This is a genomic window from Actinomadura madurae (genome assembly GCF_900115095.1).
In the GTDB taxonomy this organism is placed as follows: Bacteria; Actinomycetota; Actinomycetes; order Streptosporangiales; family Streptosporangiaceae; genus Spirillospora; species Spirillospora madurae.
In genome coordinates this window covers 435,360-461,265 of record NZ_FOVH01000001.1, presented here as the reverse complement: position 1 = coordinate 461,265, position 25,906 = coordinate 435,360, and the positions used below count along the sequence as shown (strand labels likewise).

Here is a 25,906-nt window from a genome sequence, read left to right as displayed (position 1 = left end):
ACGGCGGCCTCACGACAGCGCGGGCATCACATCGGAACCCGGCATCGGTGCGCTCCCGGCCCCGCGACGGGACCGGGAGCGCACCCCGCCTCATCGCGCCGGTCTCACCGGACGCGGAACCGGTCGAACAGCCGGTACATGAACTCCGTTCCCTGCTTGAGCGCCTCGACGGTGATGCGCTCGTCGTTGCCGTGCATGGCGATCAGCTGGTCGTTGTCCAGCACGTACGGGTAGACGCCGTAGCCGGGGACGCCCTTGGACGTCCACGGCCCGAGGCTCGTCCCCGCCTCGAACAGGGCGGGGGCGAAGACGGCGCCCGGGTAGGTCTCGGCGGCGGCCTCGCCGATCGCGGTGTACAGCGGGGAGTCGAGGCTGGACGGCTGCCTGGCCCAGGTCTCGTCCAGCCTCTTGAGGGCGTCCTCCTCCGACTCCCCGGGGTTGCCGGCGAGCTTGACGGTGACGTCCCGGTCCGCGAGGCGCTTGCGGAACGCCGCGAGGAAGTCGCGGGGACGCTGGCCGCCGGGCACGCCCCGGCAGTTGATCCGGAGCGTGGCGGAGGACGGGATGACGTTCTCCTTGTACCCCGCGTCCTCGATCACGAAGGAGTGCGTGGTCCGCAGGAGCGCCTGGTGCAGCCACGGGTACGAGCTGCGCTTGACCACGAGCGCCGCCGCCCGCTCGCGGGCCGGCTGCGACCGCGCCGCCAGCAGCAGCCGCAGCGCCCGCTCGAACGGGCCGTCGTCGGTGGCCTTGGCCAGGGCGCCGAAGTACTCGCGGGTGACCGGGGTGAGCGCGACGGGCGCGAGCCAGGTGTCGATGTCGGTCACGGCGCGGGAGAGCCGGGCGATCGCGGACTCGGGGTTGGGCTTGGACGAGTGGGTGGCGATGCCGTCGGCGACGAGGTCGAGGTTGAAGTAGACCTTGTCCTGGCGGGTCACCGTGATGAGCATCGGCGTCCTGCGGTCCTTCTGGGCGAGGAACCAGCCGCCCTCGGTGAGCACCATGCCGGCGTTGATCTTGTCCCAGTGGTTCTGGGCGAGCCAGGCGGAGCCGTACTGCCCGGCCTCCTCGTCGCAGTCGGTGAGGACGATGATGTCGCGGTCGAACTTGGCGCCCTCGTTCACGTGCCGCAGCACGGCGGCGATGTTGGCGGAGTTGGCGCCCTTCATGTCCAGGGCGCCGCGGCCGTAGATCTCGCCGTCCTTGACGACCCCGGCGAACGGGTCGACGGACCACTTGTCGCGTTCCACGGGCACGACGTCGGAGTGTCCGAGCAGGAGCAGCGGCGGGGCGGCGGTGGTGCCCTTGATCCGGGCGATGAGGTGGACGTTGTCCTTCTTCGGCGTGGGGATGATCTCCGCGGGCACGTTCGCGGAGTCCCACACCGCCTTCAGCATCTCGGCGTGCGGCCGGGTGACGCCGCCCTCGCCGAAGTTCTGGGTGTCGAAGGCCAGCATCTTCTTCAGCAGGGCCAGCGGGTCGAGGTCGGCGGGAGCGGGCGCGGCGGGCACGCGGGCCGGCGCGGCGGCGGCGGTGCCGCCGGCGAGGACGCCGCCGGTGAGCAGGACGGCGCCCGCGCCGCCGCGGCGCAGGAAGGTTCGGCGGGTGACGGGGGTCGGGGAGTCGGACATGGGAGCTCCTCCTTCGCTGGGCGGGAGCGCCCCGCGGGGGGCCGCGGAGCGCTCCCGGACCGTGGCGGTCGCGGCCGCGCTACCGGAACGCGGCGACGATCTCCACCTCGACGAGCCAGCCTGGCACGGGGAGGTTCTCGATCTCCAGAGTGACGCGTGACGGGCGTGCGGAATTGACGTACGTGGGAAGCGCGGGCGGCGCGGTGCCGAGCGGGACCTTGACGGGCGCGCCGGTGGACAGGTCGGTGTTGGCGAAGTACTGCCGGTAGGCGCGGTTCCATCCTGCGAAGTCCGCCGTGTCGCTGCCGGGGGCGTTGGCGAGGTAGGCCCGCATGGAGATCACGTCCCGGAGCGTGAGGCCTTGGGCCTTGAGGTTCGCGGCGATCTGCTTGAGGACGTTGAGCGCCTGGGCCTCGGTGATGGTGACGCCGGGCGGCGGCGTGATGTACTCGCTGTAGCGTTCGGGGCTGCCCGCCGGAGCGGAGGTGTTGGCCTCCCTGGGGCCGAGGCCGCTCGCCGTGTAAGTGGCGACGCGTCCTCCGACGGCGACACCGTCGGCGATGGCCGGGTTGCTCTGCCCGGCGGGAAGCGCGGGGCGCACTTCGTTCGGGCGGGGCGGTCTTCCGAAATGCCCGGGCGCGGCGGACGCGGCGGAGGCGACCCCGACGAACGCCGCGGTGGCGAGCCCGCCGACGAGAATCCTGCCTCGGAGCACGGTCATCCCTGGTAGCACGGTCATCCCTTCAGTACGCGCTGGTGGAGTTCGGTCACGACCTTGCGCGCGGACTCGAAGGAGCCGTGCTGCCAGGCGATCTCGTAGCTGAGCCAGTCACCGGCGTAGTACACGTTTTCCTGGGGCTGGTTGAGGAGCTTGTACTCGGCTCCGCGCGACGGCCAGTCGACCCAGCCGCCCTCGATGTGCGGCTGCCGGATCCAGGCGATGGACGCGGACGCGGCGATGCCCTCGCGGTAGCGGTCGCCGTGGATCTTCGCCCCCTGGTCGAGGGCGCGGGCGAGCCGTCCGGCGTGCCCCAGCCTCGCGTAGGTGTCGGCCTGCGCGCCGAAGTTGTAGTAGCCGACGAGCAGGCCGGAGCGGCCGTGGTACCCGGACGAGGGGTACCAGATGGTGGAGATGTCCAGATCGGTGTTCGTGATGCCGCCGTAGATCTTCTCCTCGGTCTCCCACCAGCGGTTCCGGTACTCCAGCCCGATCTTGCCGGTGGAGACCGGGACGGGCGTCCCCAGCGCGGACTGGACCGCCGCGCCCAGGTTGTGCGGGATCTTCGCCAGCACCTGCGGCGGCAGGGTGGCGACGCAGTAGTCCGCCTCCAGCAGCCGGGTGCGCCCGCCCGTCTCGTACTGGATCCGCACGCCCCCGGCGAGGTTCGTGATCTTGGTGACCCTGGCGCCGGTGCGGATCCGGTCCCGCCCGACGGCCTTGGCCAGCGCGCGCGGGATGGCGTCCATGCCCCCGACGGGCTGGAACATCAGCATCGCCTGGCTGTAGCCGAACTCGAAGGAGAAGTAGCGGCCCACGCCGCCGGCGAAGACGTCCGAGAGGGAGGGCGGGGGCCCGAGGACCGTCCCCTCCACGTCGCCCGCCCCCGGGTCCACGGTGAAGCCGCGCCGGTCGCCGCCCTTGTAGGCGTACCCGTCGGCCTTGGGGCCGATGGCGCCGAACCCCGACAGGAACGACAGCAGCCTCTCCTTGTCGGTCGAGGTGAGCCTCTGGTCGAGGGCGCCCTGGTCGGTGGCCTTGGCGAGCAGTTCGGAGATGTACCCGTAGACGTCGGCCTTCGCGGTGCGCCACCGCACCGGGGCCTCCATCCCGGCCGACTGGTTGAAGAGATAGGCCTGGGCGTTGGAGTTGGTGAAGACCTCCAGCGGGACGCCCAGCTCCCGGCAGTAGTCCATCGTCGTCATCCACTGCGCGATGCGGGCCGGGCCCGCGTTCATGTACGTGCCGTCGCCGAATCCGACCCGCTGGGTCTCGCCGCCCGTCTCGGTGAGGCGGTCGCCGCCGCGCAGCGTGCGGTTGCGCCCGCCCACCCGGTCCTGCGCCTCCAGGACGGTGACCCGGTAGCCGGCCTTGCCCAGCTCGTACGCGGTGGCCAGCCCGGCGACGCCGGCGCCGAGCACCACGACCTTCGCGGCCGCGCGGCCGCGCAACCGGAAGTCCGATTCCCGCGGGGGCTGGAAGGGGACGCGGGGCCGCGCCTCCGCGCTCGGGGCGAGGCCCAGCGCGCCCATGGTGGCGAACATGGCCCCCGCCCCGCCGGTGGCCCCGACCCGGGTGAGGAAGCCACGTCTGCTGACGCCCGTCGGCTCTGCCGAAGTCGCCAAGGAGCACCTCCAAGATCTCGTCGTCCGGGCAGTCTGGGACCGTTCCATTGCGAGAAATGGCGAGATCTGTAAGAGGTACGTTGCCGACCGGCTTCTCCCGTGATCAACCGGTTTCGTAATCCTCACCGCGGGAAGGGGGCTCCGCCGCCGCCGGCATGGCCGGACTCGGCCGGGTCGACGGGCGGTAACTCCGGTTTGACTCTGGACAACCTCGACCGTCGCGCGGTGTGATGACGGACCGAAGTTTCACCCACCCCCAGGCGGCCCCGATGACGGATGTTGTGCTGGACGGCGTCGACAAGGTGTACCCCGGCGGGCAGGCGGCCGTCCGGAACGTCCGCCTCCGGATCAACGACGGCGAGCTGTTCGTCCTGCTCGGGCCGTCCGGCTGCGGCAAGTCCACCATCCTGCGGATGATCGCCGGGCTGGAGGAGATCACCAGCGGCGACCTGTGGCTGAACGGGATCGTCGCCAACGGGCTGCCGCCGCGCGAGCGCAATGTCGCGATGGTCTTCCAGGAGGGGGCGCTCTACCCGCACCGCACCGTCAAGGGCAACATGATGTTCCCCCTGGAGGTGTCGGGGGACGACCGGGCCGAGGCCAGCGCGAAGGTCGTCGAGCTGGCCCGCGCGCTCGGCATCAACACGATGATCGACCGGATGCCGCGCACGCTGTCGGGCGGCCAGCGGCAGCGGGCCGCGATCGGGCGGGCGCTGATCCGCGAGCCGTCGCTGTTCCTGATGGACGAGCCCCTGTCGAGCCTGGACGCGGGGCTGCGCGCCGAGCTGCGCGTCGAGATCGCCGCGCTGGTCCGCTCCACCGGGACCACCACCGTCTACGTCACGCACGACCAGATCGAGGCCATGACGATGGCCGACCGGATGGCGGTGCTGCGCGACGGCGTGCTGGAGGACGTCGGCACCCCCGAGCAGATCTACGAGGACCCGGCGACGGTGTTCGTGGCCGCGTTCCTCAGCTCGCCGCCGATCAACCTGCTGCAGGCCACGCTGTGGGCCGTCGAGGGCGAGGGGCTGCTGCTCGACTTCGGGCCGCAGCGGCTGACGCTGCCGTGGAACGATCCCCGCGCATCCGCGCTGATCAGCCACCACGGGCGTCCCGTGATCGTGGGCATCCGCCCGGACACGCTGATGCCGATCGCCCCCGGTTCGCCGGCCCCGCACGGCAGCGTCCTGTCCGGGCAGGTCCGCGCGCTGGAGTTCCACGGGCACGAGTGGCTCGCCTACGCCGAGGCGGGCATCCCCACGGTCGACGCGACCGAGGTGGGGCGGCCGGAGGCCCCGCCGGCCCGCGAGCCGGACCGGCCCGGCCTGCGCGGGCGCCTGCGGGGGGTGTTCGGGCGCCCGTCCGGCGAGGAGGAGTACACCGAGGAGCACGCCGGCCACCACCGGCGCTCCGACCTCGTGTTCCGGATCGCGCCGGGCGGCCGGCCCGACCGGGGCGACCATGTCGCGCTGACCATCGACTTCGGCCGCGTGCTGTTCTTCGGGGCGGACGGCCGGCGCGTCACCCCCGTCCAGCGGTAGTCAGGCCACGATCCGGCTGAGCCGGCGCAATCCCTCGTCGATGGCGGGCGGCGGCGCGGCCCCGTACCCGAAGACCAGCCCCGGGACGGGCGGCGCGGACACCGCGAACTCCGACAGCGCGAACAGGCCGATGCCCGCCTCCAGCGCCCGCGCGGCGATCGCGGCGTCGTCCGCGCCGGCCGGGAGGGTGGCGCTCAGATGCAGCCCGGCCTCGGACGGGACGAGGGTCAGCCGGTCGCCCATCAGCCCGCCGACCAGCTCCGCGACGCGCTCGTGCCGGGCCCGGTACTCGCGGCGCGACCTGCGCAGGTGCCGGGCGAGCAGGCCCTCGTCGATGAACCGGGCCAGCGCCGCCTGCGCGGGCAGCTCGGCGTGCCAGGACGAGACGTAGCGCGCCATCCGGAACGCGTGGTGCAGCGCCGGCGGCACGACGAGGAAGCCGAGCCGCAGCACCGGCCGCATGACCTTGGAGAAGGTGCCGGTGTACAGGACGCGGCCGTCCCCGTCGAGGCTCTGCAGCGGCTCGACCGGCCGGCCGCCGTAGCGGTACTCGGTGTCGTAGTCGTCCTCGACGATCACCACGTCGCGCCGCCGCGCCCAGCCGAGCAGCGCCCGGCGCCGCGGCAGCGACATCGGCATGCCCAGCGGGAACTGGTGCGACGGGGTGACGTAGACGGCCCGCGCGTCGCCGGGGAGCGCGTCGACGCGCAGGCCCTCGGCGTCGACCGGCACCCCGCGCACCCGCATCCCGGCCGCGGTGAGCAGCATCCGCGCGGGCGGGTACCCCGGGTCCTCGACGGCGACGACGTCGCCGGGTTCGAGCAGCACCCGGACGATGAGGTCGAGCGCCTGCTGGACGCCCGCGGTGACGACGATGTCGGCGCCGGCCGCGCGCACCGAGCGCGACACGCCGGCGTGCCGGGCGATGGCGTCCCGCAGGGCGGGCAGGCCCGCCGGGTCGCCCGCCGACGCGGGGTCCCCCAGCGCCGACGGCCGGAGCACCCCGGCCATGATCCGCCGCCAGGCCTCGTACGGGAACAGCGTCACGTCGGGCAGCCCGGCGCGGAAGTCCCACCTGATGCCCGGCATCCGCGCGGGCCAGGCCGACACCCCGTCCCACACCCGGCGCGACCGCAGCGGCGAGGCGGCGGGGGCGCCGCGCGGGGCGGACCCGGTCTCCCGGACGAACGTCCCCGCCCCCACCCGGCTCGTGAGGAAGCCCTCGGCGGCGAGCCGGTCGTAGGCGACGCCGACGGTGTTGCGGGAGATCGCGAGGCGCCGCGCCAGCTCCCGCGTCGGCGGCAGCGCGTCGCCCGCGCGGAGCCGTCCGTCCAGGATCGCGGCGCGCAGCTGGCGGTAGATCTGCCCGGCGATGTCGCGGCGGCCCACCAGGCTCACGTGCAGATCCACGCCGCCGAGCCTAAATCGGCTCAGTCATTTCCCGCAATTTTGGCCCTGTACCTGGTCCTCTGCCGGTTCCTAGCGTGGACGGCATGGATCTGCTCACCGAACTGCTCACCGCCGACTTCCGCCCGCTGGACCGGAAGGCGGCCGGCCTCTACGTGGCCACCGTCGCGCGGGTGAAGCCGGACGCGCTCACGCTGCCCACGCCATGCCCCGACTGGACCCTGCACGGCCTCCTGCGCCACCAGGTCAGCCAGGACGAGGGCTTCGCCGCGGCCGCACGGGGCGAGGGCGGGCGCCTGTCCCGCTGGCGGAGCGGCGACCTCGGCGACGATCCCCGCGAGGCCGCGAAGGCCTCCGCCGATCTGGTGACCCGCGCGTTCGCCGACGTGGCCCTGGACGCCGAGCTCGTCCTCCCGGAGATCCGCGACGGCGGCGCCTTCCCCGCGTCCCTGGCGATCGGCTTCCACCTCGTCGACCTGGTCGTCCACGCGTGGGACGTCGCGGCCACGATCGGCGTCCCGTGGGAGCCCGCTGAGGACCTGGTCGGCGCGGCGCTGAAGGTCGCCGCGATCGTCCCCGAGGACGGCCGGGGTGCCGGCGAGCCGTTCGCCCCGTCCGTCCCCTCCCCGGACGGCGCCCGGCCGGAGGACCGGCTGCTGCGCATGCTGGGCCGCGCGCCCGGGTGGCGCTGACCCGTCAGGCCGTGGCGGTGGCGGGGGTGCAGAGCGCGGCGGCGTCCCGGTAGTAGCCGATCTTCGTCTTGATCTGCTCCTGCTGCGCGCGCAGCGTCGCGATCTGCTCCTCGACCCGGCGGTCGTGCTCCTGCAGCAGTTCGAGCCGCTCATGGACGGTCTCGCCTCCGCCGCGGGCCAGCTCGGAGTAGCGCAGCATCTCGGCGATCGGCATCCCGGTGCCGCGCAGGCAGCGCAGCATCCCGAGCCACTGCAGGTCGCCGTCACTGAACACGCGCCGCCCGGACGCGTTCCGCGCGATCCCCGACAGCAGCCCGATCTTCTCGTAGTAACGCAGCGTGTCGATGCTGAAACCGCTCTTCTCGGCGGTCTCCGCGGGAGAGTAGTGACTCACGTCTCCCAGGATCGCACCTGGAGTGCACTCCAGGTCAACGCCGGCCGCACTTGACCTGGAGTGCGCTCCAGGTCACAGAGTGGGAAGTGACGGCTGAGAAAGCGAAGACCCGCTACGAGACGTGAGGGACGGCCATGCGCGTTGGACTCCAGATTCCGAGCTTCACCCACCCCGGCGGCCCCGAGGAGATCGCCCCGGCGTTCGGGCGCATGGCCCGCGAGGCCGACCAGGGCGGGCTGCACTCGCTGTGGGTGATGGACCACTTCTTCCAGATCCGCGGGGTGGGGCCCTCGGAGGACCCCATGCTCGAGGGCTACACCGCGCTCGCCTACGCGGCCGCGCTCACCGAGCGGATCACGCTCGGGACGATGGTCACCGGCGTCACGTACCGGGAGCCCGGCATCCTCGTCAAGACGGTGACGACGCTGGACGTCCTGTCGGGCGGGCGGGCCTGGCTCGGCATCGGCGCGGCGTGGAACGAGGAGGAGTCGCGGGGCCTCGGCGTCGCGTTCCCGCCCACCGCGGAGCGTTTCGAACGGCTGGAGGAGACGCTGCGGATCGCCCGCCAGATGTGGGAGGGCGACGAGGCGCCGTTCGAGGGCGAGCACTACAGGCTGGAGCGGCCCCTGAACTCGCCGCCCGCGCTGCGCCGCCCGCACCCGCCGATCCTCATCGGCGGAGGCGGGGAGAAGAAGACGCTCCGGTTCGTCGCGAAGTACGCCGACGCCTGCAACCTCTTCGACGGCGACGAACTGCCGCACAAGCTGGACGTGCTGCGGGAGCACTGCGAGCGCGAGGGCCGCGACTACGGCGAGATCGAGAAGACGGCGCTGACACTGCTGGAGGGCACGCCGTCGGCCGACCAGGCCGCCGACACGATCGGGCGGCTCGCGGAGCGCGGCATCGACCACGCGATCTTCTCGCAGCGCACCGGGCAGGACCTCGCCCCCGTCCTCGCCGAGGCCCTCACCCGGACCGAGAAGATCGTCCCGGCCGGCCGCTGAGCCGGACGCTGGGCGGCCTCACGCCGCGGCGGGGGTGAACACCCACTTCTTGTACGACCAGTAGCGGAACGCCGAGCCGAGCCCGACGCCGGCGAGCAGCCCGAGGTTGTAGGCGACCCCGCCGTGGAGGCCGAGGGTGTAGTAGGTGAAGCCGGTGCACAGCACCTGGATCAGCAGGCCGACGCCGTTCAGCGCGAAGAAGATCGCGACCTCCCGGCCGGAGCCGTCGCTGTCGCGGTGCCGGAACGTCCAGAAGCGGTTGAGCAGGTAGGAGGACAGCGTGGACACCACGGCCGGCACCACGACGCTGGTGACCGGGCTGCCGCCGAGCCACGCGCGCATCAGGTTGGCGCCGAAGATCATGATCAGCGTGCCGACGCACCCCACGAAACCAAAACTGAGGAGTTCACGGAGGAATGTCCGGTACGCCGGGGCGGACGAGACCGTTTTAGCGGGTCTCGACCGCTGCATGGTGTCCACCCGCCCAGACCTTACCTGAGTAGGACATATACGGAAGTCGCAAGCCGGTCAAAGATCAGGATCCGTGACCGGCCCGCGACCCGCCGTGGCGGCCGCCGGGGCCAGCAGGACGATCAGCCCGGCCAGCGCCACCGGGACGGCCAGCGCCCACGTCAGCCCCACGCCCTGCGCGACGAACCCGATGACCGGCGGGCCGCCGAGCAGGCCGAGGTAGCCGACCCCGGTGACCCGGGAGATCCCGGCCGCGGCGGGCACGCCGGGGACGTTGCCGGCCGCGCTGAACGTGACGGGCGCCACCACCGCGACCCCGAGGCCGAACAGCGTGAAACCGGCCACCGCCGCGGTCGGGTCGCCGGCCGCGAGACCCAGCCCGAGACCGAGCGCGGCGAGCAGCGAGCCCGCCCGCAGCACCCGGACCGGCCCGAAGCGCGCGACCACCTGGTCGCCGGTGAGCCGCCCCACGGTCATCGCCACCGCGCACCCGGCGTAGCCGAGGCCCGCCACGCCGGGCCCGGTGCCGAGGTTCTCCCGCAGGTGGATCGCGCTCCAGTCCGCCATGGCGCCCTCGCCGACGAACGAGCACAGCCCGATCACGCCGAGCATGAGCAGCGGCCACCGGGACCGCGGCCCGGCGGCGGGCACGGCGCCGGCCGGCTCGGGCACGGCGTCCGCGGAACGGTCGAGCAGGTTCCTGCAGGACGCCAGGACCAGCACGGCGAGGACGGCGGCGGCCACCGCCAGGTGCAGCGGCACGGGCACCCCCGCGTGGGCGGCACCCGCGCCGGCCAGCGCGGCGAGCAGCGTCCCGATGCTGTAGGAGCCGTGCAGGCCGGACATCAGCGGGCGGCCGTACCCGCGCTCGACGGCCACGCCCTGCGCGTTCATCGCCACGTCCATCAGGCCGAGGGAGGCGCCCATCAGCAGCAGGGCGCAGATCAGCGCGCCGAGGTTCCAGGCGAGGCCGAGCGGCACCAGCGACACCGCGCAGGCGACCCCGGCCCCGGCCGTCGCCGCCCGGCTCCCCCACCGCGCGACGATCGGGCCCGCGAACCGCACCGCCGCGACGAGGCCGGCGGGCGCGCCGAGCAGCGCCACGCCCATCGCGCCCTCGCCCAGCCCGAGATGCTCCTTGATCTGCGGGATGCGGGCGACCCAGGCGGCGCCGATCAGGCCGTGCGCGGCGAACACCAGCGTCACCGCGAGACGGGCGCGCCCGAGCACCGCGAGATTCTCCGTGACCACCGGCCCGACTGTACGTGCCCGGCGGTCGGCCCTCACACCAGATCGGCGAGCGGCACGGCGGCGTCGGCGAGACGGACCGCGTCCACCGGCCGCCCGGAGCGGATCAGCGCCTGCACGTCCCCGGTGACGTCCCACACGTTGACGTTCATCCCGGCGACGACCCGGCCGCCGGACAGCCAGAACGCGATGAACTCCCCTCCCTCGGCGTCGCCGCGGTACACGATCTCGTCGTACTCCCCCGGCGCCACGGCGCCCGACATCTCCATCCCGAGGTCGTACTGGTCGCTGAAGAAGTAGGGGACCCGGTCGTAGACGACGTCCTGGCCGAGCATGGCGCGGGCGGCGGCGGGCCCGCCGTTCAGCGCGTTCGCCCAGTGCTCCACGCGGATCCGGCGCCCGAGCAGCGGGTTGTAGGCGTTGGCGGCGTCCCCGGCCGCGAAGATGTCGGGGTCGGACGTGCGCAGCGACTGGTCGACGAGGATCCCGTCCGACACCTCCAGCCCGGCCGCCTCCGCGAGCGCGGTGTCCGGCTTCACCCCGATGCCGACGATCACCACGTCCGCGGGCACCTCGGCGCCGCCCGAGGTGACGACGGCAGACACCTGCCCGGCGCCCCAGAAGCCGGCGACGCCCTCGTCCAGCCGCAGGATGACGCCGTTGCGGCGGTGCAGGTCGGCGAACCTGCCGCCGAGCTCGGGCCCCATCGCGGCGTGCAGCGGCGTCGGCTCCGGCTCGATGATCGTCACGTCGTTGCCGTAGGCGCGGGCGGCCGCGGCGGTCTCCAGCCCGATCCAGCCCGCCCCGGCCACGACGACCCGCCGCCCGCCGTGCGCGAGCGCCTGCTTCAGCGCCGCCGCGTCGGCCATCGTCCGCAGGTAGTGGATGCCCTGCAGCTTGGACCCGGGGACGTCCAGCCGCCTCGGGGTGGCGCCGGTCGCCAGCAGCAGCCGGTCGTAGGAGATCGGTTCCTTGGTGGACAGCCTGACCTGGTGCGCGTCCCGGTCGATCGACGCGACCGACATACCGACCCGCAGCTCCACGTCGTGCTTGTCGTACCAGTCCGCCTCGTGGACGTGGGCCTTCTCGCGCGGCTCCTTGTCCAGCAGGAAGCCCTTGGAGAGCGGCGGCCGCTCGTAGGGCCGCTCGATCTCGTCCCCGACCAGGACCACTCTGCCCGCGAAGCCCTCCTCGCGCAGGGTCTCCGCCGCCTTGGCACCCGCCAGGCCGGCACCGGCGATGACGAACGTCTCCTCGGGCATGGCGACCTCCTGTAGTTGACCTGTAGCTATCCCTACAGCGGCCTCCGTAACGAGACAAGGGCCGCCGATGGGCGCGTCGGGGCATATTCCTCCCCCGCGCGCGGCCCCCCGGGACGTCAGCGCGCGCGATCGCCCAGCCTGCGGTGCCGGGCCACCGCGGACAGGTCGGTCAGCGAGGCGATCTGGTCGATCACGGCGCGCAGCCGGGCCGCGTCGTCGCCGGCGTCCACGAACGCGTCCTGGAACCCCGGGTCGAGGGTGCCGGGCGCTCCGGCCAGCATCATCTCGGCCAGCTCGGTGATCAGCGTCCGCTGGCGGGCCCTGATCTCCTCGTGGCTGATCCACACGTAGTGCGCCGTGATGCCCTTGAGCAGCGCGTTCTCCAGCCGCTGCGCGCGCGGGACGATCAGCTCGGCCGCGTACCGGGTCAGCGGGCGGTCGCCGTAGGCCTCCCGGGTCGCGGTCTCGGCGGCCAGACAGAACCGCCCGATGAGGGTACTGGTCAGGTTCTTCAGGGCGGCGAGGCTGCGCGGGGTGCCGTCGTAGCGGTCCGGCCAGCACGGCTCGGCCAGCAGCGCCGCGAAGCACTCCTCCAGCTCGGCCGGCGCGGCGTCCGGGCAGTACAACTTGGCCGCCGTCGCGGCGACGAGGCGGCGCTCGGCGGGATCGGCGAGCCGGACGAAGTCGACGTGCCCGGCGACCAGCGCGTCCTCCAGGTCGTGGACGGAGTAGGCGACGTCGTCGCTCCAGTCCATGACCTGGGCCTCGAAGCACGTCCGGCCCGGGGCGGCGCCCTCCCGGACCCAGCGCGCCACGTCCACGTCGTCGTCGTAGACGCCGAACTTGCCGTTCACGGCCTCCGCCTGGGACCACGGGTACTTCATCGCGGCGTCCAGCGCGGCCCGGGTCAGGTTGAGCCCGACGCTGCGCCCGTGCAGCGGCGGGCCGTCCGGCGCGAACGACTTGGGCTCCAGCCGCGTCAGGACGCGCAGGCTCTGCGCGTTGCCCTCGAAGCCGCCGCAGTCGCGGGCGACGATGTCGAGCGCGTACTCGCCGTTGTGGCCGAACGGCGGGTGCCCGATGTCGTGCGACAGGCAGGCCGTCTCCACCAGGTCGGGGTCGCAGCCGAGCGACTTGCCGAGCTCGCGGCCGACCTGCGCGCATTCGAGCGAGTGGGTGAGCCGGGTGCGCAGGCTCTGCACGGTGTCGGCGGCGGCGTCCGCGCCGGGCGAGGCCACCTGCGTCTTGGCGGCCAGCCGCCGCAGCGCCGCGCTGTGCAGCACGCGGGCCCGGTCGCGCTCGAACGCCGTCCGGTCGCGGCGCTTGGCGGGCTCGGGCGCCCACCGCCGCCGGTCGCGGTCGGCATACCCCTGGTTCGCGTTGGTCGTCATGGCCCTATCCAGGGTAAAGGGGCGCGGTGGGCATCAGCCGCCCGGCGAGGCGGGCGGGGCCGAGGTGGCCGTCTCGGAGGGGTCGATGCGGATGCGCTTGATGGTCTCGTCCGGCACCTGGACGCTCTTGCCGAGCAGCACGTACGACAGGTACCCGCCGGTCTCCCGGAGGATGTAGTTGAACTGGGTGTCGCGGGTCTGCACGCTCGGGCCGCTGCGGGTCGGCGAGGCGGCGGCCTCGATGCCGTTGTCCTCGGCCATCTTCTTGGACCGCAGCCCGTGCCACGGGTCGGTGACGATCACGCCGGACGACCAGTGGTGCCGGTCGAACTCCTTGCCGACGGCCCTCATGCTCTCCAGCGTGTCGCGGCCCACGGGCACCGCGAAGACCCTGGACGCGGGCACGCCGCCCTTCTCGATCAGCCAGGTGCGGCCGGTGCCCGCCTCGGTGTAGTTGTCGCCGGGGGCCTTGCCGCCGACGGTCACGATGGCGGGCGCGACACCCTTGCGGTAGAGGTCGAGGGCGTGCTGGAGCCGCCACTGCAGCGTGGGGGACGGCGCCCCGTTGTACTGCGCGGCGCCGAGCACGATGATCGCGTCGGAGCGGGGGCGCTCGTCCTGGCGGGCCTGGTACCAGATCCGCGCCCCGACGACGGCGGGCGTCAGCACGGCGATCGCCAGCAGCCCGGTGACGATGCCGAGCGGGACCGTGATCCACTTGGGCCTGCGGCGCCGGACGCGCTTCTTCGGCTCGGGGGCCTCGTCCCCGGGCTCGTCCGCTCCGCGGTCTTCAGGCGGCGGCTCCGGCAATTCCACTTCCAACGTCATCGCATCGGACACGTTAGTGAGATGGTCCGGCACATGCGCCAGGTTCGCCAGGACGGTGTGTGGCGTTGGTCCCTTTCTTCCCCGGCGGGCCCGGTGGACTCCCGGCGGCACGCCGCCGTGAGGCGCGGCGGGCCGCCGGGAGGGGCGCTCAGCGGCTGTCGCTGCCGCCGGACTCCGCGTCCGCCTCGATCGCGGCGCGGCCCGCCTCCAGCCGGGCGACGGGGATGCGGAACGGCGAGCAGGACACGTAGTCGAGGCCGACCTCGTGGCAGAAGTGCACCGAGTCGGGGTCGCCGCCGTGCTCGCCGCAGATGCCGAGCTTGATGCCGGGGCGCGCCCTGCGCCCCTCCTCCGCGGCGATCCGGACCAGCCGCCCGACGCCCTCCCGGTCGAGGGTCTCGAACGGCGACACCCCGAAGATGCCGAGCTCCAGGTAGCGGGAGAAGAACGCCGCCTCGACGTCGTCCCGGGAGAAGCCCCAGGTCGTCTGGGTGAGGTCGTTGGTGCCGAAGGAGAAGAACTCGGCGGCCTCGGCGATCTGCCCGGCGGTCAGCGCGGCCCGCGGCAGCTCGATCATGGTGCCGATCAGCGCGGGGACGTCGACGCCGGTGTCCCGCCGGACCGCCTCCAGGATCTCGCGGGCCTCGTCCCGGACGGCCTCCAGCTCCTGGACCGCGCCGACGAGCGGGATCATGATCTCCGGCCGCGGGTCGCCGCCGGCCCGGCTGCGGGCGGCGGCGGCCTCGGCGATCGCGCGGACCTGCATGGCGAACAGGCCGGGAATCGCCAAACCGAGCCGCACTCCGCGCAGGCCCAGCATAGGGTTCTGCTCGTGCAGCCGGTTGACCGCCTCGAGCAGCCTGCGGTCCTTGGCGTCCGCGTCCCCGCCCGCGAGCGCGACCCTGACCGACAGCTCGGTGATGTCGGGGAGGAACTCGTGCAGCGGCGGGTCGATGAGCCGGATCGTGACCGGCAGCCCGTCCATGGCCTCGAAGATGCCCTCGAAGTCGCTCTTCTGCAGCGGCTCCAGGGCGTCCAGCGCGGCCTGCCGCTCCTTGCCGTCCTCGGCGAGGATGAGCTTCTCGACCAGCTGCCGGCGGTCGCCGAGGAACATGTGCTCGGTGCGGCACAGCCCGATGCCGGCCGCGCCGAACCGGCGCGCCCGCGCCGAGTCCCCGGGGTTGTCGGAGTTCGCGCGGACCTTGAGCGCGGCGCGCGCGTCGGCGTGCGCCATGACGCGGTCGACGGCCTTGACGAGGTCGTCGCCGTCCGCGGCCGTCAGCTGCCCCTCGAAGTACTGGACGACCGGGGAGTCCTCGACGGGCACCTCGCCGAGGTAGACGTCGCCGGACGTCCCGTCGATCGAGATCACGTCGCCCTCGCGCACCGTCAGGTCGCCGGGGGCGGTGAAGTGCCCGTTCTTGACGTCGACGTCCAGCTCCTCGGCGCCGCAGACGCAGGTCTTGCCCATGCCGCGGGCGACGACGGCGGCGTGCGAGGTCTTGCCGCCGCGGGACGTCAGCACGCCCTGCGCCGCGACCATCCCGGCGAGGTCGTCGGGGTTGGTCTCCCGGCGGACGAGGATCACGTCCTCGCCGCGCCCGGCGAGCTCCACGGCCCGCTCGGAGGTGAACACCGCCTTGCCGACGGCGGCGCCCGGCGAGGCGTTCATGCCCTTGGTGAGCTTGCGGACGCCGTCGACCCGGGCCGCGAAGCGCGGGAACATCAGCTGGGCGAGCTGGTCGCCGGTGACGCGGCGGGCGGCCTCGTCCAGGTCGATCAGCCCCTGGTCGAGCAGCTGGCAGGCGATGCGGAACGCCGCGGCGGCCGTCCGCTTGCCGACCCGGGTCTGCAGCATCCAGAGCTTCCCGCGCTCGATCGTGAACTCGATGTCGCACATGTCGCGGTAGTGGTTCTCCAGCGTCTCCATGATCTGGAGAAGCCGGTCGTAGGACGCCTTGTCGATCCGCTCCAGCTCCTTCAGCGGGACGGTGTTGCGGATGCCGGCGACGACGTCCTCGCCCTGCGCGTTCTGCAGGTAGTCGCCGTAGACGCCCTGCTGCCCGGACGCGGGGTCGCGGGTGAACGCGACGCCCGTCCCGGAGTCCATGCCCATGTTGCCGAAGACCATCGAGCAGATGTTCACGGCGGTGCCGAGGTCGACGGGGATGCGCTCCTGGCGGCGGTACAGGATGGCGCGGGGCGCGTTCCAGGAGTCGAACACCGCCTTGACGGCCAGGTCCATCTGCTCGCGCGGGTCGGTCGGGAAGTCCCGCCCCGCCTGCTCCTGGACGATGCCCTTGAACCGGCCGACGAGCTCCTTGAAGTCCTCGGCGGTCAGGTCCGCGTCGTCGTCGCTGCCGCGGGCCCGCTTGACCTCCTCGACCGCGTCCTCGAACAGGTCGCCGTCGATGTCCATGACGGTCTTGCCGAACATCTGGATCAGCCGCCGGTAGGAGTCCCAGGCGAACCGCTCGTCCCCGGCTTGCGCCGCGAGGCCGTGCACGGACTCGTCGTTCAGCCCGACGTTCAGGACGGTCTCCATCATTCCCGGCATGCTGAACTTGGCCCCGGAGCGCACGCTGACGAGCAGCGGGTCGTCGCTCTGGCCGAGCCTCTTGCCCATCGCGGACTCCAGCGCGGCCAGGTGCCGGTTCACCTCGTCCGCCAGCCCCTCGGGCAGGGTCCCGTGCTCGAGGTAGTGCCGGCAGGCCTCCGCGGTGATCGTGAACCCGGGGGGCACGGGCAGTCCGAGGTTGGTCATCTCGGCCAGGTTGGCGCCCTTGCCGCCCAGCAGATCCTTGAGGTCCTTGTTTCCCTCAGTGAAGTCGTACACGAACTTCGGCACGGGGAGCTCCTTCTCGCTCCGGTTCCACCCAGTGACAGTTCCGGGTCCGCCCGCACGAGGGCGCGCGACGTCGCGTTCCCCCAGGCGGCGGCGGGTCCGCTGTCCTGTTTGCCGGGACTGTACCCGCGAAGTCGGGACTTGCTCGGCGCCCCATGCGCCGGGGCGCGTTATCCCAGCTCAGACTGCGGATAATGGTCTATTCCACTGGTGAGACCGGGGACACACGGCGGCAACGCGCGACCCGGCGGGGCCGTCCCGGACCATGGCACGCACGACTGGCATACCCACCGCGCTGGAGAGGGAATGATGGATCAAGGAGGTGAGGTTGTGAGGCCGAGAGTCGCCGGCGGCCGGGCGGGAGATCCGTTCGCCCCCATAGCCGATTTCGGGTTCCTGTCCGACTGCGAGACGACCGCCCTGGTCGCGCCGAGCGGCAACATCGAGTGGATGTGCCTGCCGAAGATGGACTCCCCGAGCGTGTTCGGGTCCATCCTGGACCGGGACGCCGGGTACTTCCGGGTCGGCCCCGCGGGCGTCGAGGTGCCCGCGGCGCAGCGCTACATCCCCGGCACCATGGTGATGGAGACCACCTGGTGGGTGCACGGCGGCTGGCTCGTCGTGACGGACGCGCTGCTGATGGGCCCCTGGCACCACGAGACGGAGCGGTCCCACACCCACCGCAGGGCGCCCACCGACTACGACGCCGACCACGTCCTGCTGCGGATGGTCCGGTGCGTGAACGGCCAGGTCCAGGTCCGGCTCGACTGCATGCCGGTGTTCGACTACGGCCAGACCCCGGCGCGGTGGGAGCACACCGGCGCCGGGTACCACGAGGCCGTCGCGCGCGGGAACGGCGTGGGCCTACGCCTCAGCACCGACATGAACGTCGGGTTCGAGGGGTCGCTCGCCACGTCCCGGACGCTGCTCAAGCAGGGCGAGTCCCGCTTCGTGGCGCTGTCGTGGAGCGAGCACGCGGCGCCGTCGTCATGGGAGGAGGCGCAGGAGCGGCTGGTGTGGACCGTCCACCACTGGCAGCACTGGCTCGACCGGGGCCGCTTCCCCGACCACCCGTGGCGCAGCCACCTGCAGCGCAGCGCGCTCACGCTGAAGGGCCTGACGTTCGCGCCGTCCGGGGCGGTCGCGGCCGCCGCGACGACGTCGCTGCCGGAGACGCCGGGCGGCGACCGCAACTGGGACTACCGCTACACCTGGATCCGCGACTCCACGATGGCGCTGTGGGCCTTCTACACGCTCGGCTACGACTGGGAGGCCAACGACTTCTTCTACTTCATCACCGACGTCGCCGAGGCCGCCGAGGGCAAGCTGCAGATCATGTACGGGCTGGACGGGCGGGAGGAACTGCCCGAGTCCACGCTCGAGCACCTCTCCGGCTACGACGACGCCCGCCCGGTCCGCATCGGCAACGAGGCGTACATGCAGGCGCAGCACGACGTGTGGGGCGCGATCATCGGCTCCATCTACCTGTTCGTGCGCCGCCGCGACCGGCTGGACGACCGGCTGTGGAAGATCGTCGTCAGGCAGGTGGAGGACGCCCTCGCCAACTGGCGGACGCCCGACTGCGGCATGTGGGAGGTGCGCGGCGAGCCGCAGCACTTCACCTCGTCCAAGATCTTCTGCTGGGTCGCGGCCGACCGCGGCGCGCGGCTCGCCCGCGTCCGCGGCGACCAGGAGCGGGCGCGCCGCTGGCAGGCCGCCGCCGACGAGATCCACGCCGACGTCCTCGCCAACGCGCTGGACGAGCGCGGCGTCTTCACGGCCCACTACGGCGCCACCGCCCTGGACGCGTCGGCGCTGCTGATCCCGCTGCTCGGGTTCCTGCCGTCCGACGACAAGCGCGTCCGCGAGACCGTCCTCGCCATCGCCGACGAGCTGTCGGAGGACGACCTCGTCCTGCGCTACCGGGCGACGGAGACCGACGACGGCTTCGACTCGGAGGAGGGCACCTTCACCATCTGCTCCTTCTGGCTGGTCAGCGCACTGGTGATGATCGGCGAGCTGGACCGGGCGCGCGCCCTGTGCGAGAAGCTGCTGTCCTACGCGAGCCCGCTGCAGCTGTACGCCGAGGAGATCGACCCGCACACCGGGCGGCACCTCGGCAACTTCCCGCAGGCGTTCACCCACCTGGCCCTGATCAACGCGGTCATGCAGGTGATCCGCGCCGAGAACGGCGAACCCCAACCGCCCCTGGCCTGACGCCGCGGTGGCCGGGGCCCGCGCCCCGGCCACCCGGTTCCTTGATCACAAGTCGGCGACGACCGCCAGAAATGCCGCTTTTCCGGAGAGTTCCGGCTACGTTTCCGCCGTGACCACACCGCCGCCCGCTGACAACGTCCCGGACACCCCTGACTCTCCCCCGGCCTGGGCCCCGCCCGACGCCCCCGAGCCCGCCGCGTCCACCGAACCGCCGACCGGCTTACCCGAGCCCCCACCGGAGGCCGAGAGCCCGGCCGGCAGCGTCCCGCGGCGAACGAACACGCTCGCGGTGGTCGCGCTCGTCACCGCCCTCCTCGGGCTCGTCCTGCTCGGGATCGGGTTCGCCGTCGCCGCGCTGGTCCAGACCGGCCGCCGCGGCGAGAAGGGCAGAGGCCTCGCCATCGCCGCCCTCGCCGCCTCGGTCGTGTGGCTCGCCGCCGCGGCGGGCACGGCGGCCGTGCTCGGCGGCTCCGTGTTCTCGCCCGGGAGCAGAGGATCCGACCCGTCCCGGCCTGACGGCTACGTGCTGCCCTCGACGCTGAAGGTCGGCGACTGCTTCACGGCGAAGACCCACGACTCCGCCGACCCGCTGGTGTTCCCCAGCGCCTGCGACCATCCTCACAACGGTGAGGTCATCGCCAAGGCGACGCTGCCCGCCGGCCCGTACCCGGGAGCCTCGAAACTCGCCGAGCAGGCCGGGGCGGTGTGCAAGGAGCACGTCCCGGACAAGGTGAAGGACGTCATCGACGCCGACTTCGACCCGCGGGCCGGGGTTCCCGGCCGAGAGGACTGGAACGACGGGAAGCGCGAGGTGACGTGCATGCTCGTCTACGTCGGGAAGAACAACACGCTCACCACGCCGATCGCGGGCGCGTACATCCTTCCGCGGACCTTGAGGCCCGTGAACCCGGGCGACTGCATGGAGAAGTGGGTGGTTTACGGCGGTCAGCCCCTCGTCGAGTGCACCGACGAGCACCGGGTCCAGGTACTCGCGATCTTCGAGATCCGGGGGAAGGACTACCCGGGAAAGAAGGCGATCGAGGAAATCGCCATCAAGGGCTGTGCCGAGCGCGGGGCGGCGATCTGGAAGGGGGCACCACCGCCGCTCGACCTCGTCGACTTCGCGTACGTCACGCCGACGAAGGCGAGCTGGCGATCGGGTGATCGCGAGGTGACCTGCCTCCTGGAGGCCAGGGAGGGCACGCTGCGGCGGTCGCTGGTGCCGGCGCAGTGAGCGTGGGTGCCGCCGGCGCCTTGGGGGGCGCCGGCGGCACCCTGTGTCAGACGACGGCGCCGGAGTCGTCGGGGGTGCGGTGGGTGGGCTTGCGCTTGCTCTTGGGCTGCGGAGGCGGGGTCTTCGTGTGGCGCTCCAGGACGACGGCGATGGGCGTCGCGGTGAAGACGCTGGAGTACGTGCCGACGACGATGCCGATCAGGAGCGCGATGGCGAAGTCGGTCAGCGAGTCGCCGCCGAGGAACGCCAGCGCCGCCAGGATGAACAGCGCCCCCATCCCGGTGTTGATCGTCCGCGGGACGGTCTGCAGGGTGCCCCGGTTCGCGATGTCGGCGAAGCGGCCCTTGGGGTTGGCCGTCCACTTCTCCCGGACGCGGTCGAACACCACGACCGAGTCGTTCACCGAGTACCCGATGATGGTGAGCAGCGCGGCGAGGAAGACGCCGTCGATGGGTTTGCCCAGCCAGGCGAAGATGCCGGTGACGATCGCGATGTCGTGGAACATGGCGATCACCGAGCCGGCCGCGAACGTCCAGCGGAACCGGATCGTCAGGTAGGCGAGCTGCACCAGCAGGGCGACGCCGAGGGCGATGAGCGCCTTCTTGCGCAGCTCGTCGCCGAGGCTCGGGCCGATCAGCTCGTCGCGCTGCTTGGTGGCGCCGCCGCCCTCCTTCGCGAGGGCGTCCTTGATGCGCTGCTCCTCCTCGTTGGTGAGGTCGGTCGTCCGGACGGAGATGTCGTCCTGACCGGACGTCTGGACGACGGCGCGCGGGAACCCGGCGGAGGCGACGGCGGAGCGGGCGGTGTCGATGTCGACGTGCCGGCTGGTGGAGTACTCGACCAGGCGCCCCCCGGTGAACTCGACGCCGAAGTTCAGGCCCCGGGCGAAGATCCCGGTCACCGCGAGGACGACGGCGAGGGCGGAGACGCCGAGCCACAGCCGGCTGCGCTTCATCAGGTCGGGGCCGCTCTCCTCCAGCCACCGCCGGATCCGGCCGGCGCCGCCGAGGCCGCCCGCCTTCCCCTTGGCGAGCCTCGGCATGCGCGCGGCGGCGGCGTCGGTGAGGACGCGGCTCACCAGCATCGCGGAGATGAGGGAGCCGATCACGCCGATGGTCAGGGTGACGCCGAAGCCCTTGACCGGGCCGGAGGCCAGGAAGAACAGCAGGCCGCCGGCGAGCAGCGTGGTGACGGCCGAGTCGGCGATCGCCGACCACGCCTTGTCGAAGCCGACGGCCAGCGCCGCCCGCGCGCTGCGGCCGGGCGCCGCGGCCCGTTCCTCCCGCGCCCGTTCGAAGGCCAGCACGTTGGCGTCGATCGCCATGCCGATGGCCAGTACGAATCCGGCGAGTCCGGGCAGGGTGAGGGTCGCGCCGACCGCGACGAGGGCGCCGTAGGAGATCAGCGCGTATCCGGCGAGCGCGACGGTGGCGAGGAAGCCGACGAGGCGGTAGACGGCGACGATGAACAGGCCCGTGAGGATGATGCCGATGACGGCGGCGCGGGCGCTGGCGTCGATGGCCTCGTCGCCCAGCGTCGGGCCGACCACCCGCTGCTCGATGATCTTCACGGGGACGGGCAGCGAGCCGCCCTGGATGAGCGCCGCGAGGTCCTTGGCCTCGCCGGCGCTGAAGTCGCCGGTGATCTGGGTGGACCCGCCGGTGACGCCGACGCCGCAGCTCACGCTCTCGGTGACCTGCGGCGAGGAGATCACCTTGCCGTCCAGGACGATCGCGACGCGCCGCTCGTCGCCCATCGCGCAGGCCGCCTTGGCGGTCACCCTCTCCCAGGTCTTGCCGCCGTCGCCCTTGAACTTGACGTTGACGGCCCAGCCGCCGAGGTTCTGCGGGTCGTAGGAGGCGCTCGCCTCGCCGATCCCGGCGCCGGTGAGCGCCGCGGGGCCGATGATGATCGGCTGCCCGCTCTCGTCCGGGATCAGCTGCTGCCCCTTGTCGGGCTTGCCGTCGTTGGGCACCACGGGGTGTGCGGTGAGCTGCGCGGTCTTGCCGATCGCCGCGGTCGCGCGGGTCGGGTCCTGGACGTCGGGCAGCTCGACGATCAGCCGCCGGTCGCCGGACCGGGTGATGGACGACTCGGCGACGCCGAGCGCGTCGACGCGCCGCTGCAGGACCTCCCGGGCGCGGTCGGTGGACTCCCGGTCGGCCTTCACCGTCGGGGAGTCCTGGGTCTCGAGAACGATCTGGGTGCCGCCGCGCAGGTCGAGGCCGAGGCGGGCGGGCTTGGACCAGGCGAAGTAGAACGATGTGGCGAGCACGGCGAACGCCAGTACCGCCCGCACCACGTTGGCGCGAGTCAAAGGGAAACCTCCACACGGGCTCGGCGCCGCACGTCCCCGTGCGGCACCGCGGAAAGGGGAAAGCTCAGATCCGTGTGGCGGCGGGCGGGGCGCGCCCGCGCGGGACGCCGCGCGGCGCGAGGTCCGGCGCGGCCGGCGCGGCGGCGGGCGGGGCGGCGCGCCGCGACGGCGGCCTGACCTCGATGCCGGACGCGGGGAGGGTCGCGTGGGCGGGCTGGGCGTGCGGTGCCGCCGCCCCCGCCGCGTGGAGCGCGACGGCGGTGATGACGGCCTGGACCCGGCCGGGCGTCCGCGGCTTGGTGGCGGCCCGGGGGCGGGCGGGCGCGGTCTGCGCCGGTCCGGTGCGGACGCCGGCGATCGTCCCGTGGGGGGACGTCCCGCCCTGGACACCGGGTGCGGCGGGCGCGACGACGAAGCCGAAGAGGCCGAGGGCGAGGACGAGCAGGCGCGCGGCGGGCGGCCGGAGCGCGGCCAGGGAGGAACGGCCCGGGTGGCGCATTCCGGTCCTCCCTCCGTGGTCTCCGGCGGACGTCCGCGGCCGGCCGTTCCCGCCAACCTAACCCAGGATCCGGGGGCGGGGGACGCCGTTCACCGTCCGTTGCCGGAACACGGAAGCGCGCGGCCGTCAAGGCGGCCCGGCGTGACAAAGAGGTTGCCGAACCCTCACCACGGCCCCTTACCAGCAGACACTGGCAAGTGTCCCAATCCGGCCAGGCCGCAATCGGCCGCCATCCATTGCCCCCGCCCCATACGCGAATTACTTTCGCGTATGCCCACCCCGAACCGGACAGAGGAGTTTCCGGTGGCACGTTTGAGACGAACCGCGATCATCGGGACCGCCGCCCTGGCCGTCCTCGCCGCGGGGGTCGCCCCCGCGTCGGCCGCGACCACCACCATCCGCCAGGGCTCGGCCACGGCCGACCCCTACGCCGGCAACGTCCAGGCCTCGCTGCTCGGCACCGCCACGGTCTCGACATCGATCGGTGAAGGCTCCTGCACCGAGTCGGTCATGACCGGGTCCATCCAATCCGACGGAAGCAACCTCAGCGTGAGCAGCGCCACCTTCAGCGGCGACGGCGGCGGCCCCTGCTCCGGGACCACCAGCGCGACGATCGAGACGCTGAACCTGCCCTGGACGGGCGGCAGCGTCGCCTTCGACGAGGGCCACACCGGCGGCCGCGACGCCACGGTCACGATCGCGAACTTCAGCGTCCGGGCCACGGTGGACATCTTCGGCGGCATCACCTGCGAGTTCGGCGGCAACCTGACCGCCAACGGCTTCAACGGCGACAACGCCTCGCGTCCCGACACCGGCAGCTCCGAGGCGCAGGTCGGCGTCCAGAACGCCCAGGTGAGCAAGACCGGCGGCAGCTTCCTCTGCCCGTCGACCGCCACCGTCACCGCCACCTACGCGCTCAAGGGCGAGACCGCCGCCGGGTCCGGCACCTTCGACCAGTCCCTCTACGTCACGAGCTGACCCGGACGCTCCCGGAAAGAACGCTCCCCAAAGGACACGCTCCCAGGTGTGCTCCCAAAAAAGCGGGCCGCCCCCATCACGCGGGGGCGGCCCGTAGCGGTCTCCGGCGGTGCCGGCGGTCCGCGGTGTCAGCAGCCGACGAGCTGGGCGGCGAGGAACGCCTCGACCTGGCCGATCGCGATGCGCTCCTGGCTCATCGTGTCACGCTCCCGGACGGTCACCGCGTCGTCGTCCAGGGTGTCGAAGTCGACGGTGACGCAGAACGGGGTGCCGATCTCGTCCTGGCGGCGGTAGCGGCGGCCGATGGCGCCGGCGTCGTCGAACTCGACGTTCCAGTTGCGGCGCAGCCGCGCGGCGAGGTCGCGGGCCTTCGGGGACAGGTCGGCGTTGCGCGACAGCGGAAGCACCGCGACCTTGACCGGGGCGAGCCGGCGGTCGAGCCGCATGACGGTGCGCTTCTCCATCTTGCCCTTGGCGTTCGGCGCCTCGTCCTCGGCGTAGGCGTCCATCATGAACGTCAGCGTGCAGCGGTCGACGCCCGCCGCGGGCTCGATCACGTACGGGGTGAACCGCTCGCCGGACTCCTGGTCGAAGAACGACAGGTCGGCGCCGGACGCCTTGGAGTGCGTCGTCAGGTCGTAGTCGGTGCGGTTGGCGATGCCCTCCAGCTCGCCCCACTCGCTGCCGACGAAGTCGAACTTGTACTCCACGTCCACGGTCCGCTTGGAGTAGTGCGACAGCTTCTCGGCCGGGTGCTCGTACAGCCGCAGGTTCTCCTTGCGGATGCCGAGGTCGACGTACCACTGCATGCGCTCGTCGATCCAGTACTGGTGCCATTCCTCGTCGCTGCCGGGCTTGACGAAGAACTCCATCTCCATCTGCTCGAACTCGCGGGTCCGGAAGATGAAGTTGCCGGGCGTGATCTCGTTGCGGAACGACTTGCCGATCTGGCCGATGCCGAACGGCACCTTGCGGCGCGCGGACTGCTGGACGTTCAGGTAGTTGATGAAGATGCCCTGCGCGGTCTCGGGACGCAGGTAGGCGAGGCCGGACTCGTCCTCGACCGGGCCGAGGTAGGTCTTGAGCAGCCCGTTGAACATCTTCGGCTCCGTGAAGGAGCCCTTGACGCCGCAGTTCGGGCAGGAGATGTCGGCGAGGCCGTTGGCGGGCGCGCGGCCGTGCTTCTCCTCGTAGGCCTCCTCCAGGTGGTCGGCCCGGAAGCGCTTGTGGCAGGACTGGCATTCGGTGAGCGGGTCGACGAACGCCTGGACGTGGCCGCTGGCCTCCCAGACCTCGCGCGCCAGGATGACGCACGAGTCGATGCCGACGATGTCGTCGCGGCCCTGCACCATGGACTTCCACCACTGGCGCTTGACGTTGTTCTTCAGCTCGACGCCGAGCGGCCCGTAGTCCCAGGACGCGCGGAGCCCGCCGTAGATCTCGCTCGACGGGTAGACCAGGCCCCGCCGCTTGGCGAGGTTGACGATCGTGTCCAGCACATCGGAACGGCGTGCCATGAAATATTCTCCATCCGGCTGGCGGTCGGCGGGACAGTGAGTGCGCCCCGGTCCCGCGGCGACGGCGGGCGGCGGCGAGTGCGA

20 protein-coding genes are annotated in these 25,906 nt (G+C 72.6%); 6 read left to right on the top strand and 14 right to left on the bottom strand.

What is annotated here, in order from left to right; all coding sequences use genetic code 11:
- Positions 1-104: 104 nt before the first annotated feature.
- From BM339_RS02190 to BM339_RS02180, 3 genes are all read right to left on the bottom strand, one after another.
- Positions 105-1,631 carry a M20/M25/M40 family metallo-hydrolase gene (locus tag BM339_RS02190; RefSeq protein ID WP_021596632.1) on the bottom strand — a complete coding sequence of 509 codons (1,527 nt, stop codon included), beginning with the start codon at positions 1,629-1,631 and terminating at the stop codon, positions 105-107.
- 79 nt (positions 1,632-1,710) lie between these two features.
- Positions 1,711-2,352, bottom strand: a complete 642-nt coding sequence (locus BM339_RS02185; protein ID WP_075019756.1) for a Rid family hydrolase — start codon at positions 2,350-2,352, stop codon at positions 1,711-1,713.
- 14 nt (positions 2,353-2,366) lie between these two features.
- Positions 2,367-3,974: a flavin monoamine oxidase family protein gene (locus BM339_RS02180; RefSeq protein WP_075019755.1), complete on the bottom strand. Its 1,608-nt coding sequence runs from the start codon at positions 3,972-3,974 to the stop codon at positions 2,367-2,369.
- Positions 3,975-4,243: 269 nt separating this feature from the next.
- Here BM339_RS02180 and BM339_RS02175 point away from each other — a divergent pair, with 269 nt between their 5' ends.
- Complete coding sequence (locus BM339_RS02175) at positions 4,244-5,518, top strand: ABC transporter ATP-binding protein (RefSeq protein ID WP_024936006.1); 1,275 nt, start codon at positions 4,244-4,246, stop codon at positions 5,516-5,518.
- Here BM339_RS02175 and pdxR read toward each other — a convergent pair whose 3' ends face one another.
- On the bottom strand, positions 5,519-6,928 hold the full coding sequence (gene pdxR, locus BM339_RS02170) for a MocR-like pyridoxine biosynthesis transcription factor PdxR (RefSeq protein WP_075019754.1): 1,410 nt from the start codon (positions 6,926-6,928) through the stop codon (positions 5,519-5,521).
- Between the two features lie 83 nt (positions 6,929-7,011).
- Between pdxR and BM339_RS02165 the strand changes: the two genes are divergently transcribed.
- Complete coding sequence (locus BM339_RS02165) at positions 7,012-7,617, top strand: TIGR03086 family metal-binding protein (RefSeq protein ID WP_075019753.1); 606 nt, start codon at positions 7,012-7,014, stop codon at positions 7,615-7,617.
- A 4-nt stretch (positions 7,618-7,621) separates the two neighbouring features.
- Here the strand turns inward: BM339_RS02165 and BM339_RS02160 are convergent, their stop codons facing one another.
- Entirely contained in the window at positions 7,622-8,011 is a 390-nt protein-coding gene (locus BM339_RS02160) for a MerR family transcriptional regulator (RefSeq protein ID WP_075019752.1), read from the bottom strand.
- A 134-nt stretch (positions 8,012-8,145) separates the two neighbouring features.
- Here BM339_RS02160 and BM339_RS02155 point away from each other — a divergent pair, with 134 nt between their 5' ends.
- Complete coding sequence (locus tag BM339_RS02155; RefSeq protein ID WP_075019751.1) at positions 8,146-9,015, top strand: LLM class F420-dependent oxidoreductase; 870 nt, start codon at positions 8,146-8,148, stop codon at positions 9,013-9,015.
- An 18-nt stretch (positions 9,016-9,033) separates the two neighbouring features.
- On the opposite strand, the gene BM339_RS02150 is transcribed toward BM339_RS02155, so the two are convergent.
- The 6 genes from BM339_RS02150 to ppdK form a co-directional block, all read right to left on the bottom strand.
- On the bottom strand, positions 9,034-9,402 hold the full coding sequence (locus BM339_RS02150) for a GtrA family protein (RefSeq protein ID WP_021596623.1): 369 nt from the start codon (positions 9,400-9,402) through the stop codon (positions 9,034-9,036).
- Positions 9,403-9,543: 141 nt separating this feature from the next.
- Positions 9,544-10,737: an MFS transporter gene (locus tag BM339_RS02145; protein ID WP_075019750.1), complete on the bottom strand. Its 1,194-nt coding sequence runs from the start codon at positions 10,735-10,737 to the stop codon at positions 9,544-9,546.
- Between the two features lie 32 nt (positions 10,738-10,769).
- Complete coding sequence (locus BM339_RS02140; protein WP_075019749.1) at positions 10,770-11,996, bottom strand: NAD(P)/FAD-dependent oxidoreductase; 1,227 nt, start codon at positions 11,994-11,996, stop codon at positions 10,770-10,772.
- A gap of 116 nt (positions 11,997-12,112) precedes the next feature.
- On the bottom strand, positions 12,113-13,387 hold the full coding sequence (locus BM339_RS02135) for a deoxyguanosinetriphosphate triphosphohydrolase (protein ID WP_021597810.1): 1,275 nt from the start codon (positions 13,385-13,387) through the stop codon (positions 12,113-12,115).
- Between the two features lie 33 nt (positions 13,388-13,420).
- Complete coding sequence (locus BM339_RS02130; RefSeq protein WP_024936011.1) at positions 13,421-14,215, bottom strand: YdcF family protein; 795 nt, start codon at positions 14,213-14,215, stop codon at positions 13,421-13,423.
- A 148-nt stretch (positions 14,216-14,363) separates the two neighbouring features.
- Positions 14,364-17,063 (bottom strand): pyruvate, phosphate dikinase, encoded by a 2,700-nt coding sequence (ppdK, locus tag BM339_RS02125; RefSeq protein WP_075019748.1) that lies wholly within the window; start codon positions 17,061-17,063, stop codon positions 14,364-14,366.
- A 327-nt stretch (positions 17,064-17,390) separates the two neighbouring features.
- Here ppdK and BM339_RS02120 point away from each other — a divergent pair, with 327 nt between their 5' ends.
- Positions 17,391-19,277, top strand: a complete 1,887-nt coding sequence (locus BM339_RS02120) for a glycoside hydrolase family 15 protein (RefSeq protein ID WP_021597807.1) — start codon at positions 17,391-17,393, stop codon at positions 19,275-19,277.
- A gap of 109 nt (positions 19,278-19,386) precedes the next feature.
- Entirely contained in the window at positions 19,387-20,511 is a 1,125-nt protein-coding gene (locus BM339_RS02115; RefSeq protein ID WP_143118263.1) for a DUF4190 domain-containing protein, read from the top strand.
- Positions 20,512-20,557: 46 nt separating this feature from the next.
- Here BM339_RS02115 and secD read toward each other — a convergent pair whose 3' ends face one another.
- Together secD and BM339_RS02105 are read right to left on the bottom strand one after the other, a co-directional pair.
- Positions 20,558-22,828, bottom strand: a complete 2,271-nt coding sequence (secD, locus tag BM339_RS02110; protein ID WP_075019746.1) for a protein translocase subunit SecD — start codon at positions 22,826-22,828, stop codon at positions 20,558-20,560.
- A 64-nt stretch (positions 22,829-22,892) separates the two neighbouring features.
- Positions 22,893-23,327, bottom strand: coding sequence for a hypothetical protein (locus BM339_RS02105; protein ID WP_075019745.1), 435 nt, complete (start codon positions 23,325-23,327; stop codon positions 22,893-22,895).
- Positions 23,328-23,630: 303 nt separating this feature from the next.
- Between BM339_RS02105 and BM339_RS02100 the strand changes: the two genes are divergently transcribed.
- Positions 23,631-24,305, top strand: a complete 675-nt coding sequence (locus BM339_RS02100) for a hypothetical protein (protein ID WP_143118262.1) — start codon at positions 23,631-23,633, stop codon at positions 24,303-24,305.
- Positions 24,306-24,433: 128 nt separating this feature from the next.
- On the opposite strand, the gene BM339_RS02095 is transcribed toward BM339_RS02100, so the two are convergent.
- Positions 24,434-25,822, bottom strand: a complete 1,389-nt coding sequence (locus BM339_RS02095) for a glycine--tRNA ligase (RefSeq protein ID WP_024934593.1) — start codon at positions 25,820-25,822, stop codon at positions 24,434-24,436.
- Positions 25,823-25,906 lie beyond the last annotated feature (84 nt).